This is a genomic window from Streptomyces adustus (assembly GCF_009377175.1).
In the GTDB taxonomy this organism is placed as follows: domain Bacteria; phylum Actinomycetota; class Actinomycetes; order Streptomycetales; family Streptomycetaceae; genus Streptomyces; species Streptomyces adustus.
This window is the reverse complement of sequence record NZ_VJZD01000027.1, coordinates 46,562-59,903: the sequence shown is the minus strand read 5'-3', so window position 1 is coordinate 59,903 and position 13,342 is coordinate 46,562. Positions and strand designations below refer to the sequence as shown.

The following is a 13,342-nucleotide window of genomic DNA, read 5'->3' as shown; positions in this document are numbered from 1 at the left end:
CCCCCACCCAAGCCACCACATCCACCACCCCCCACTTCACCTGGACCGCCCCAGCACCCGTCGCCGCACAGACGCCCGCGCAGACGCCCCCCTCACCGGAGCCCACACCGGACGACGAGGCAGACACCCAGCCGAGCATGCCCTCGGCCCCGGCTGCGCTCTCGCCCGACGCCCTGCCGACCGGTCCCTTCACCGCGGCGACACTCTGGTCGAACGCGCCCGAGCTGCCTGCTTTCGGCGTGATCACTTTGGGCGACGGCAAGACGTACCCGGTGCTCTACCCGGAGAACCGGGCGATCGCCGACTGGACGGATCCGTACGAGGGGGTGAACGCTTACGACCAGCACATGGTGGCGACAGGTCAGTACCTGACGCTCATCGTGCAGCGCGCCGAAAGCGTCGTCGCCGACGTCGACGCCTCCCCGGTCGAGAAGGAGGCCGCGGAGCGGCTCCTGAAGACGAACACCGCGCTGGAGACGAGCGGATGGCTCCCGGAGTACCGCACCGAGTTCCTGCGGATGCAGATGCTCCTCGGGCAGAGCGACCTGCTGGCCGGCCTTCCCGCGCGGCTGGAGCCGGACAGCAGCCTCGGCGTTCCGTGGGCGCTCACGGATCCCACCGATCCCGCCCCGTCGGCGGACCGCCAGGTGGGCGGCTCCCTGCGCGGTGAGAACGGAGTGTCCTCCCGGTTCCACTCCTGGCTGAAGGAGAACGGAGGGGACAGCAACTGGCTGGCCGACTGGGCGATCGGTCAGGGGGCTGGTTCCATCCACGCCAGTTCGCAGTACTTCAAGGTGATGGTCAGTCACTTCCGCCCTCCGCATGCCGACGAGGGCTATCACATGTCCAGCCTCAGCAGGGAGGGCGACCTCGTCCGCAGCGACGTGTGGGGGAACGAGCACGGCAGGGAATTCCCGGTGACCATGTTCTCCTCGGAGTACGTCCGCAGCATGGCCGCCCAACACGCCTTCACCTACGAGATGTTGAACCGCGTGAGCATGCCGAACGTCGACCCGCATCGGGGGGTGGTCCAGCTGATCCGCCTGGAGGAGCGAAAGCTGCTGGAGCGGTACAACGAGACCATGCCTGCGGAGGGCGGCTCGGTGCACATGAAGCGCGGCCCGGCGGAGTCGTACAGCCTCATGGAGCCGTACAAGGACGCCACGAAGACGGAAGCGGACGAGGACAAGGCCATGCTCGGCCCCTTCTGGGTGACGTCCCAGGAAGTGCCGCTGCACCATGTGTTCGGCACCTATCTCCAGAGTCGGGCCGTCCCCGACGGAGAGCCCTGGTCGGAGCACACGCTCTTCCTTCGCGAGGACGAGAACGAGTTCCTCGCGCTGGGCGAAGGCGCTCCCATCACCTACCACGGCACCGCCACCCCGCCACAGCTGTCCGTCACCGCCGCCCCCTCGCAGGACGTCTCGGCCCGGGCTCCCTTCACCGACCAGGGGTCGTCCGGCGGGTCGGCCACCCGGAACGAGGAGGTCCGTGACCGCCAGGCCCGGCGTTCGCTCGAACGGCTGCGCAAGGCCGAGGAGCCTCCCGGCACCGAACCGACCGGCGACGATGCGCAGCAGAACGGACTCGCCAAGGCCGCTCGGGCACGCAGGTACGCCGCGGAGAAGGCCCTGGAGGAGGCGGGACGACGTGTCGACGAACTGCGGGAGTTGCTCGACGCCGCGCGCGAACGGCAGCGCACCGCGGCCCGCGCGCAGAACGTCGCCGCCGGTCGCCTCGCGGGGCTTGCGGCCGACGTGAACGACCTCCGGGGCACCACCTCGTCGGTCGAGATGCCGACGGGATCCCTCGCGCGCACACCGGCCCGATGGCCCGACCCGGGCTCCCGGCCCAACCCGGCAAGAGGCCTTGCCGCCGACACCGTTGCGCCGCCCCCCGAGGAGTCGTTCTCGGCAGCGTTGTTGCGGGAGGTGAGCCCGCAGTCCGCCCCCGCACGGGACGGCGGACACCGTGACGCCCTCAACCACTGGCTGTCCGGACGCATTTCGGCCCTCGAGGCCGACGGTGCGCCCCCGGTCCCCGGTCTGCCCACCGGTGCGGACACGGCCGACCTGGACGAGATGCACGCACTGGGCGTCGTCCTCGGACCGGGCCAGGTGGCCGAGGCGAGTCTCCTGGGCGGTCGGATCTCCGTGTCCGCGGCGCAGCTGGACGTCGTGCAGCGGATCCAACTGCTCGTCAACCGGGCTGTGCCCGGCTCCTATCCGGAGACGCTGGCCGCGCTGACGGCGGCAGCCTCCGGCCGGAACGTCATGATCGTCGGCCAGGACGGCGTCGAGCACAGCTACGGGGACGGAACCGGTGAGCCGATCCGGATCGTCTTCGACGGCGTGCGGTATGCGACGCCCCCTCAACACGTGCCGTCTCAACCCTCGCAGGAAACCTGAGACATGGCCTGTGCGACCCCCAGCACACCACGGGCACTGCTGGACCCCGACACCCCCACAGCCGCTTCGCCAGGAGGACTTCTTGACCACCGCACCGCACACAGCCGGGTCCCCACAGGGTTCCGAAGGCGAGGCCGCCACGGCGGCCGCCTCCACGCCGGACGGAACCTCGGAGCCGGCCGCCGCGGTCACCGCCCCGGGCGCCGAACCGGGTGGTGAGCCGGTCGGCAGACCTGCCGGCAGCGCAAAGCCGGAAACGGAGTCGGAGTCGGAGGAGGCGGAAGCCCCGGAGCCGGAAGCGGCACCGGACTCCGCCGAGGCTGCCCCCGACTCCGAGGCCGCCCCCGGTTCCGAAGGCGCGGACGGTACCGCCGCGGCCGAAGGAGCCGCCCAGGCCCAGGGGGCGGACGCCGAGGTGGCCACCGTCACCTCCGGGGACGGCTCCGGCGCGGACGCCGCACGGGAGGGGCAGCCCGGCCGGCCGCCGCGCACCATCCTGGCGGCCGCCGCCATAGCGGGCGCCCTGCTGGTGTCCGTCCCCTTCCTGATCAGCACCCGCGACGACGTCGGCGACGGCGTCCGGGCTGGTGGTTCCGGCAGCACCGCGGACTCCGTCCTGAAGGGTCCCATCGACGGCGCCCCCGGCGCCTTCGAGTCGGCCGCTCCCGTGGCAGGCAAGCCCAACTCGGGCTCCCCCGAGGCACATACGGCGGACGGCAAGCAGTCGGGCGCGTCGGGATCCGGCGCGGCCGGGGGCTCGTCCGGCTCCGGCGGGAACGGAGCGACGAAGGAGGACTCCACGTCGGGCACTTCCTCCTCGATGAACGACGGCAAGGCGGCGAGCGGCACCTCGTCGAAGCCCCCCGCCAAGTCCTCGTCGTCCACCTCGTCCTCGTCCTCCAGCAGTGGCGGCACAGCACAGTCCGGCACCTCCAGCGGCACGACCACGCAGGTGGCCGCCGGAGTTCTGGTCTACAGCCATGCCAGCGGCGGCCGGTGCGTCGACATCGTGGGCGACAAGGGCAAGGACGGATCCCCGCTGGAGATCTGGGACTGCAACGGGCACAACTGGCAGAAGTGGGACTTCCGGTCCGACGGAACCGCCCGCTCCATGGGCCTGTGCATGGACATCGCATGGGCCTCGACCGAAAACGGGGCCGTGATCCAGCTCGCCAAGTGCAACGGGGGCTGGGCCCAGAAGTTCAAGGTCAACTCGTCGCACGACCTGGTCAACACGGCGATCGGCAAGTGCGTCGACGTCAAGGACACCGGGACCGCCAACGGCACACGGCTGCAGCTGTGGACCTGCAACGGCCAGGACAACCAGAAGTGGAGCAAGCGCTGACAGCACGGTGAAGATCACGCGGGGCGACCGCCCAGTCGCCGCCGTCCCGCCGGACCCCCGTGGCCCTCACCGGGCCCCGAAACGATCGAAAGGGCCTGCCGATTCGGCGCCTCGGTGCGCTCGCGTGTCGCCGCGATGGCCCGGGAAGATCCTGAGTACCGTCGCTTTGGTGCCTCGCACCACCGTTACCGGCTCCAGCCGCCCCTGTCGGAGGCGGCGATCCGCTCCTTCGAGTAACTGCACGACGTCAGCCTTCCCCCGTCCTACCGGGACTTCCTGAGCGCGGTCGCCGGCGGCAGGGCAGGTCCGGACTACGGACTGCTGGGGCCGGCGGAGGAAGTGGACGATGAAGAGGCCCTGCACGACCGCCGGGTCGAGTGCTTGCGAGTCGGCTTCCTGGCCACCCCGTTCCCGCACACCACGGAATGACCAGGACCGGGCCGGGGAGGCGACTCCGACTACTCGGTCGCGGGGACGCTGGTCCTAGGCGAGATCGGCTGCGGCACGTTCGCCCGCCTCGTCATCGCAGGGGGCAAGGCGGGACAGGTGTGGCTCGACGACCGGTCCCGGGGCGGCCTGACCTCAGGACAGGACTTCCGCGACTGGTACACCGCATGGCTGGGATCCCAGTAGATCTCAGACGCGGTCTCTGATTCCGGTGGTCGGCCGGAGCCCGGCAGGGCAGGGGGCGCGGGGTGGACGCCCGCAGGCGCCGGGCTTGCCCGGTCGGCAGATGGGCATACCTCCTCCGAACGAGGCGAAAGCGAGGGGGCTCGTTGCCGGGGAACACGATTGATGATCTGCTCTCAGCCACACTGCAACGCGTCGTCGCCTTTTTCGAGGACGGCAACACGCAAGTCCTGTTCACCTCTGATGTTCTTGAACTCGTCGAGCGCCTGCTGCGAGCGGAGCGTCGTTCGGACGGCGAGCGACAGCTCGAGGTCGCCGTGGCGGTGGGATCTCTGCGCTTGGCCCGGTACCTGGCGCGACAGGACGGCGCAGGATATGAGGACATCGCTGCTGCGGCAGAACAGTTCGCCGTGGTGGCACGGTACGACCCCTCCAGGGTTCCTGACGAGTTGCCGTACATGTACGCCATGGAGCTTCTGCGTCACAGCGAGGCGGTCGGTGACGGGCGAAGGCGCGATCAAGCGATCGACATGCTCCGGCAGTTCCGCGGACAGCCGTCCGACCGGAACCTCTTGCTGGAAGCGGAATACAACCTGGGAGTGGCTCTTTGGCGGCGCTTCACGGCCGATCTGGACCCTGAGGACCTCGATGAGTCGATCACCGTACTGTGGCGCGCTGTCGCGCTGACCGAGGCCGGCACCTCGCAGCGTCCGATGTGCCTGTCGAGCCTGTCCGTGGCCTTGCGCACCCGGTTCGACCACGCTCGCGATGAAGAGGACCTGAGAAGAGCTGTCGCCTGCAGTCGCGATGCCGTCGCCGTTCACGTACCGGGTCACCCCTATACGCCGTTGCTGATGTCGAATCACGGGCTGGTCCTCCAGGCCCTCTACGACCGCACAGCCGTCCCGGACGACCTGGCCGAGGCCGAAGGCGCCTCGCGCCGGGCGATCGCGGCGACCCCGCCAGGTCATCCGGAGATGCCGGAGATGCTCAGGATTCTCAGCATGATTCTGGGCCGTCGGTACGACCGGGGCCGTGATCGGGAGGTCTTGGACGAGGCGGTCTCCCGGGCGGCCGAGGCAGAGCGCTCGACCAGAGGGCTTGCTCCTGGGGCGCGCGTCGGCATCCTGGTCGAGCTCGCCGCGGAGCTGCGTCGCCGGTTCACCCTGGCACGGGTACCGGCAGACCTGGACCGGGCCATCGACTCGGAGCGTGAAGCCGCGCGGGCTCGCAAGCCGGGCCACCCCGAGCGGCCCGGAATTCTGTGCCGTCTGTCCACAAGCCTCCAGACCCGGTTCAGTCATCTGCAGTGCGCCGAGGATCTCGACGAAGCCGTCGAGACGGGGCGGGAGGCCGTCGCCGCTCTCCCGCAGCTCCAGGAGGACCGGGCGGCGATCATGCACAGTTTGGCGTGCGCCCTCATAACCCGGTACTGGGAGTCCGGGCGGATCGCGGATCTCGACGAGGCCGTCTCGGTCGGCACCGAAGCGGTGCGAGCCGAGACGGCGAGCGACACGGCTCGGGCGAGCCTTCGATTCCGCCTGGGCGTCATGTTGATGAGCCGCTTCGAACGGCTCGGGGACCGAGCCGACCTCGAAGGCGCCCTCGTCGCCGGCCGCGCCGCACTGGAGGGTGCAGGAGTCGACTCACCGGATGCTCCTCTGCGCAGGCGGTTCGTCCTGTCGGCACTGCGGGTTCGAGCCCAGCACGCGGATGACGCCCAAAATCTGGATGAAGCCATCGCGTTGGGACATGCCGCCGTCGATGCCCCTTCGACGGACCGGGGCGGTCACGCGCGGGCATCGGCAGATCTCGTCCTGGCCTTGATCCAGCGCTTCGACAGGCAGGGCGACGAACGCGATGTCTACCGGGCGGTCGAGATCGGTGAGCGGGCTCTGGCCCTGACGCCTGGCGGAGACCCGATATGGGTTGAGCTGAAGAACGTCCTCGGCATATCGATGATGACCAAGTTCCGCCACAGCGGCGACGTCCGTGATCTCAATTCCGCCGTCGAGCAACTCCGTGGCGCGATCGACGGCTGTCAGCCAGACTGGCGAGAGCGTGCCTCCGCCCTGGGGAATCTCGGTGTCGCCCTGACCGCCCGCTTCACCCACACCGGCAATGAACCTGATCTTGTCGAGTCGATCAGGCTGGGTGAACAGGCCGAGGCCGAGAGCTTGCCCGGAGAATGGGGGCTCACTGCCACTTGGTCCGAACTCGCTCGGTCCTGGCTCACGTTGTTCGAACGGACGCGGAGGCCCGGCGACCTGGACCGTGCCCTGCGGTGGGCGGTTCGGGCCGCGGACCACACTCGCGACGACCACTTCCAGTGGGCGAACCGACAGTTCAGGGTCCTCTCGGTGCTACAGGACTGGATCCACGTACGCAACGACCCTAGGGCGCTTGAGGAGGCCATCGACCGGGCCAGGGCGGTCAAGGCGAACCTGGGGCGGAAACATCACAGCCGGGGGGCGGTTGTCGGCAGTCTCGGGGGCCTGCTCCTCCTGCGGTACGAGTGGCGAGGGGACCCTGATGATGTGAAGGAGGCACTGGATCTCTTCGCGGAAGCGGTCCGAGGAGAATCCGAATGGTCCGCGGACCGGGCCCGGTTCCAGGTCAATGTCGGCATCGCTCTTCGGCGCCGCTTCATGGCGCAGAAGGATTCCGACGACCTGGTGGCGGCGCTCGCCGTCTGGCGGGAAGCCGCGCAATCGTCGGCGGCGACACCCCTGACACGCATCCAGGCCGCAGATCGCCTCGGTGACTTCGCCTCGGCCCACGACCGATGGGACGACGCGCTGTGGGGCTTTGACGCAGCGGTACGCCTGCTGCCCCTGCTCGCCTGGAGAGGCACGAGCCGTTCCACTCAGGAGAACTCGGTCGCCGAGTACCTGGGACTTGCGACCAAGGCGGCATCCTGTGCCATGACCACCGGACGAGTCGACCGCGCAGTTGAACTGCTCGAACACGGACGAGGTGTCATGTGGTCCCAATACCTCGAAACGCACACGGACTTGGACGAACTTTCCCGCGTCTCTCCCATGCTGGCCGCGGAACTGAATCGCGTCCGCGCCGGCCTGGCCGCCACTGGCGAGTCTGCCGCATCACGGTCGGAATTCCGTGAGGCCAACCGTCCGCCACAGGAATGGACGCAGACCTGATTGCCGAGCGGTCACCAAGTCATGGCCCGCCGACGACCAGCTCCGGGGCGCATGCCGCGGTGCCTGGAGTGCACGGGCCGGGTCCGTTGCACTTGGACATCAAAACGTCACCCGTACAGCACACAGTGTGACAAGATTTCTTCTGCCGAGTCGTCCCGAGGGCCGTCGGTCGTGGCATGGAGGCCGTGTGAGTTCGGAGCATGAGGGTACGGTCGTCGACCGTCGGATGGCACTGGCCCGCGAGTGGGACGAGCTGGTCGAGCAGGTCCGTGGTTTGACCGGCTTCGAGGATTTCCTTCGCCCGCCGAATCTGGAGTCGTTGCTGCCGGCAGCCGAGAAGGGGCCGGTAGTGATCGTCAACGTCAGCCGGTGGCGCTGCGATGCCCTTGTCGTACGACGGGAGGGCGTCACGTCCATCCCGTTGGAACAGCTCACGCTCGACGAGGCCACCGATCGTGCGAATCGGTACCTCACTCTCCTACAGCAGCAAGAGGCCGCCGACATCGCATACGTCGACGCCTCGGCGACCCTCGCTCGCGAGCCCGGCCGTGCCTCGACGCGCGATCAGTTTCGCGCCGCCGAGGCGGTATACACCGCGCAGGACAACGTCGACGCGATGTTGTCCGAGCTACAGGAATGGCTCTGGGACGTGGTGGCGGACCCGGTGCTGACCGCCCTTCGCCTGACGGCGACCCCAGCTGGGCCGACCTCGACGTGGCCACGGATCTGGTGGTGCCCGACCGGGCCGCTGACCCTGCTCCCACTGCACACCGCCGGCTACCACACCGAGCCGGCAACCCGACCCCGGCGCACTGTGCTGGACCGGGTGGTGTCGTCCTACACCCCGACACTGCGCGCTCTGCTTCAGGCGCGGATGTCCGACCCGGCGGGCGACGACCAGGCAGCGCCGGCTGAAGGGGCGGATCGGTTCTTGCTGGTGGAGGTCGACGCTCCGGGGCAAGTCCCCTTGCAGCGCACCGCTGAACACGCTGTCCTCGCCGAGAAGGTGCCCGCGACCCGGATGACCGCTCTCGCGGGCGACCAGGCCACCGTCGCCGCAATCAGGAGCGGCCTGCCGGCACATCGCTGGGTGCACTTCAGCTGCCACGGTGACCAGAACCTGGCCGACCCGTCCCAGGGCGGGCTGCTGTTGCACGACGCGACCCTGACGATCTCGGACGTCTCGACGGAGCGCTTCCACGGCGACTTCGTGGGTCTTTCCGCGTGCAAGACCGCGGTTGGGGGCGTCGAACTTCTGGATGAGGCGATCACGCTCGCCGCGGCACTCCACTACACCGGATACCGGCACGTCGTCGCCGCCTTGTGGTCGGTCCAGGACGCGGCGTCCGCCGAGGTCTTCGCGGACCTCTACCGAGAGATCATCACGGATGGTGCCGTCGTTCCGGACCTTGCGCCGACGGCTCTGCACGACGCGGTTCGTCGACTTCGCGACCGCCACCCCAACTGGCCGCATGTCTGGACTCCGTTCACGCACACCGGTCCCTGACCTTCCCGGACTTTCATCTGAGCGTCACAGCAAGGAGCAGCGATGACCACGTCCACCGGGCACCAGGGCGTGCCGTACGAAGAGATCACCGAGGACGCCTACAGCGACGCCTTCGCGCACGGCGCCCGGGCCATCCCGACCCGGCGAGGTGTGCTGCTCGATGGTGGCTGCCCTCGGTGCGCGGGACAGATGAGCTACCCGCTGGTCGACAAGGTGTTCCGGTCGCCGTTGCCGCCGGGCGCGCAGGTCCCGGCCACGAACTCCAAAGTGGTGGCAATCCTCTGCACGTGCCCGGAGGATCATCCGGCCCGGCCGGACGGGGAGCGGGGCTGCGGGGCTTACTGGAACATCACCCTGAGCGCGACGACGTGACGCAGTACCAGATCACGCGAGCGCCGCAGGCCGCCACTGCGGTCGATCGACGCGCGGCTCGGGCTCAGATCCGCATCCAGGACGGCGAGTTGAACCGGGTTCGGGCCGCGGCGATCAGTTGGCGCAACGGGCTTGGTGCCCTGCTCGCCGGTCTGATCGGTTTCGGGTTGATCAAAGGTCGAACCGATGTCGGCCAGCTCGCGAGCCCGTACGACGCGATCGTCGGCGGGACGCTGGCAGCGGCACTGGTCGCAGGCGGCTTCTCGGCTTGGCTGCTGATGCGGGCGGCTCACGGCCGGCCGGCCGCAGTGTCGACGGCGGAGCTGGTTGACCGGTCGACCAACGACCCCGAGACACGGGCGCTTCAGGACGAGACCCTGGACTCGTGGCTCGCACTGCGCCGAGGGGTGCTCCTGGCGTTCGGCTGTGGGTTCCTGCTGTGTTCGGCCGTGGCCACCACCTGGTACGGACCGCCGAAGGACGGCCCACAGGTCGAGGCGCGCTGGCGCAACGGCGCGGTGCTGTGCGGGACGGTCGAATCGGACGCGTCCGGGGCCCTCATGTTCCGGACGCCGGCCGGGACGGTGCCGCTGGACCTGACGGGGATCGTCACGCTGCGTGCGGTGGACACCTGCCCGACCGGCGCATCCTGAACGGAGGACCTCATGACGGGACGACAGATGGGGGACAGGGCATATCCGGCCGGTCGCGCCGACCTGCTCGCCCGGATCGAGGACCGGGTGGAGCGGTACGCGCAGACCCGTGACCGAGACGCGGTCGACGGCGATGACGCTGTCCGGGACGCCGAAGAACTGCTGGCGGCCGTGGGGTGGAGCTGGGTGACCGCTGGGGCCGGGACCCCGCTCGACTCCGAGGCCGTGCTGGCCGTCGCGTGGTTCTACTGGTATCGCGCAGACATCCCAGACACACCAGACATCTCAGAAATCTCGGATGTCGCGCACGCCACCCTGGAACGCAGCATCACCTTGTTCACCCCCTTGTACGAGATCGACCCGGACCTCCTCCCGCCGATGCTGCGCGACGCCCTCGCCGACGAGGCGGCGCCGGTGTCCGCGTCCCAGTACTACCAGGAGTACCTGGAGACAGGGGATCCGGCTGCTCTCGACCGAGCGGTGGACCAATTGCGTTCGGTCATCCAGGAGGAGCAGGACGAGCAGGACGGCAGCGAAGTCCTGGGGCGGGCGCTGACGAACCTTGCCGCGGTCCTGCGTGAGCGGTTCCTGTTCTCCGGCGACCCCGAGGACCTGGCTGACGCCGTTGAGGCCGGTCGGGGCGCAGTGTGCGGCTGCCGAGCGGACGATCCCGAACTGCCCGCACGGTGGTCCAATCTCGGCGCTGTCCTTCTGGCACGGTTCGATACGCAGGGGCGCTCCGAGGACCTCGACGAGGCCGTCGTCGCGCAGCAGAAGGCGGTGCGATTGGCGGCGGATGACGACGACGGACACCCGGTCTATCTGGCGAACCTGGCTGCTGTTCTCCTGACCAGGCTCGAGCAGAACGGTCTCGTCGGTGACGGTGACGCCGCGATCACGGCGGCGAGGGAGGCTGTGCAGGCGCTGCCGACCGGCGCCGAGCGAGCCGCGGCGCTGTCGACCCTTGGGCGCGCCCTCGCCCTGCGGTCCGGACGAACCGGTGAGACAGGCGATCTCGACGAGGCGATCGATGTGGGGCGGACCGCGGTAGCCGAGGCAGGGACAGGCACGGGTGCGGCGTCCGCCGCCACCAACCTGGCGTCCAGCCTGTCGGCACGTTGGGATCAGCGGGGCAACCCGCAGGACCTGCGCGAGGCGGGGACAGCGGGAGGTGCGGCACTCAAGGCCGCACCCTCCGGCGGTACCGAGGCCGCGATGTGCTCAGCCAACTTGGCGACGATCCACTGGCACATCTTCGAGGGCACCAGCGACGAGCCGCTGCTGGACAGCGCCGTGAATCTGGCCCGGGCCGCGACCGACAGCGCGGGCACCGGAAGCCCATATCGGGCCGGGTACCTCGCGACGCTTGCCGCAGTGCTGCACAGCCGGTTCGAACGGATCGGTCGCCAGGACGATCTCACCGACGCGTTGACAGCTGCTCGTGAGGCCGTCGAAACGCTGTCGCCCGGGCATCCGGACCACCCGCGCACGGTCTCGATCCTCGCGTTGGCGCTCCAGGCCCGGGCCGCCCGAAGCGGGGACGTCAAAGACCTGGACGACGCCGTCGCTCTCAGCCGCGCCGCCCTCGCCGTCACCGACCCCCAGAACACGTTCGCGCCCTCTCTGCAGATCAACCTGGCGACAGTACTCCGTGACAGATTCGTCCGGCGCGGGGATCTGGACGACCTCGACCAAGCCGTCGAATACCTCCGGGGCACGGCCGAGGGCGCGCCATCCGTACAGGACCGGACCATCGCGACCTCCAACCTCTGTGCCGTCCTCGGCACGCGGTTCGAGATGACCGGGCAGCCAGAGGACTTGGTCTCAGCTGTCGCCGCAGGTCGGGACGCCCTTGCCGCGGGCGGTCACCAGCACGCGGCCGGCTCGATGCGGTTGGGCAATCTCAGCGCCGCATTGCGAGCGCGGTACGAGGCGTTGGGCGAGGCGACGGACCTCGAGGAGGCAGTTGCGCTGGCCCGCCTCGCCGTTGCCCGAAGCGGCGAGGGAAGTCCGAGCCACGGCGGCGTTCTGTCCGTGCTCGGCGCGGCGCTGCAGAGCCGGGCGCTGCACGCCGCGAACCCGGCGGACCTGGACGCGGACCTGGACGACGCGGTGGCCGCGGCCCGGGCGGCGGTCGCGTGTACACCCGACGGCGACCCCGCCCTGCCGGGTCGGCTGTCGAACCTCGGCGGGGCCCTCCAGGCGCGGGCTGCGTCGGCGGTCCATCGGACACCCGGAGGGGCGGCGGCCGTGACGGCCGACCTCGAGGAGGCGGTCGAGGCATCCCGCCGGGCGTCTCGGGCGGCTCGGGTCGTGCCATCCGAGGTTGCCTCCATGGCGTCCAACCTGTGCTTTGCGCTGCACATGCGCTTCCTCGCCGTAGGCCGCGCCGACGGGCTCGACGAGGCGGTCGCAGCCGGCGAACTCGCCGTCGGGCGCACGCGGAGGGACGCGCCGGACCGGACGACGTACCTGACGAACCTTGCCCTGGCCCTGGGAGATCGGTTCAACACGAGCCGACACGGCGGGGATCTGGAGCGAGCGCTGGACTCCTACCGGGAGGCGGCCGCGGTCAACACCGCGTCTCCCCTGCAGAGACTGGCCGCGGCCAGGTGGGGCGGCCGGCTCGCGGCGTCGGCAGGCCGTTCCACGGCCGCGGCGGAAGCACTCGCCCAGGCCGTACGGTTGCTACCCCGCGCAGCCTGGCAGGGCCTGCAACGCGCCTCTCGAGAGGATCGGACCGCGAGGGCCGCAGGGCTTGCAGGAGAGGCGGCCGCGTGCTGCCTCACAGTGGGCGACGCGCAGGAGGCGGTAAAGCTACTGGAGTCCGGGCGGTCTGTGCTGTGGTCGCAGTCCCTCGACGTCCGCACTGACCTGTCCCGGCTGCATCGCATCTCACCGGCTCTGGCAGGACGCCTGACCGAGGTTGCCAGAGCCCTGAACGTTCGGCCGGAGCCGATGATGTCGGCAGACGCGCCTCATCTGCACTCGGACGACCGTCCCTGGGGCGTGCCGGACTTCCTCGATTGATGTCCGGCTTTCAGGCGCGGCTGCCGGCCTGGAGGCAGGGGGTCCGGTCGGCACCGGTTCAGGTGTACCACCAAGATGCCCACTGAAGTTGAACTCGTGGTGTCGTTGCCGGCTCCACCCGAGCCCGCACAGCCACTAAAGGCGAGAGGATGGGGAACGACGCCGTCGGCAAGGGTGCGGGCTGCGCCGGCTGCGAGCCCGCGCCGGACAGCTGGCGGTCAACTGACCTGGATCAA

The 13,342-nt window shown here is 69.7% G+C and carries 6 protein-coding genes and 1 pseudogene; all 7 read left to right on the top strand.

The window, feature by feature from the left end:
- Window positions 1–2,408 (top strand): annotated as a pseudogene (locus tag FNH09_RS09750) (hypothetical protein); the annotation flags it as partial.
- Window positions 2,409–2,490: 82 nt separating this feature from the next.
- Window positions 2,491–3,753, top strand: a complete 1,263-nt coding sequence (locus tag FNH09_RS48360) for an RICIN domain-containing protein (protein WP_238426577.1) — start codon at window positions 2,491–2,493, stop codon at window positions 3,751–3,753.
- A 776-nt stretch (window positions 3,754–4,529) separates the two neighbouring features.
- Window positions 4,530–7,544, top strand: a complete 3,015-nt coding sequence (locus FNH09_RS09735) for a tetratricopeptide repeat protein (protein WP_152886340.1) — start codon at window positions 4,530–4,532, stop codon at window positions 7,542–7,544.
- 187 nt (window positions 7,545–7,731) lie between these two features.
- Entirely contained in the window at window positions 7,732–9,051 is a 1,320-nt protein-coding gene (locus FNH09_RS09730; RefSeq protein WP_152886339.1) for a CHAT domain-containing protein, read from the top strand.
- Between the two features lie 42 nt (window positions 9,052–9,093).
- Window positions 9,094–9,423: a hypothetical protein gene (locus FNH09_RS09725; RefSeq protein ID WP_152886338.1), complete on the top strand. Its 330-nt coding sequence runs from the start codon at window positions 9,094–9,096 to the stop codon at window positions 9,421–9,423.
- Window positions 9,420–10,076 (top strand): hypothetical protein, encoded by a 657-nt coding sequence (locus FNH09_RS09720; RefSeq protein WP_152886337.1) that lies wholly within the window; start codon window positions 9,420–9,422, stop codon window positions 10,074–10,076. The genes FNH09_RS09725 and FNH09_RS09720 overlap by 4 nt, the downstream gene beginning before the upstream one ends.
- A 12-nt stretch (window positions 10,077–10,088) precedes the next feature.
- Complete coding sequence (locus FNH09_RS09715; RefSeq protein WP_152886336.1) at window positions 10,089–13,106, top strand: hypothetical protein; 3,018 nt, start codon at window positions 10,089–10,091, stop codon at window positions 13,104–13,106.
- Window positions 13,107–13,342: the final 236 nt, after the last annotated feature.

Excerpts from the sequence above, each read along its gene's own strand:
- FNH09_RS09715 (WP_152886336.1), top strand. The coding sequence starts at position 10,089 with ATGACGGGACGACAGATGGGGGACAGGGCATATCCGGCCGGTCGCGCC.
- FNH09_RS09725 (WP_152886338.1), top strand. The coding sequence starts at position 9,094 with ATGACCACGTCCACCGGGCACCAGGGCGTGCCGTACGAAGAGATCACC.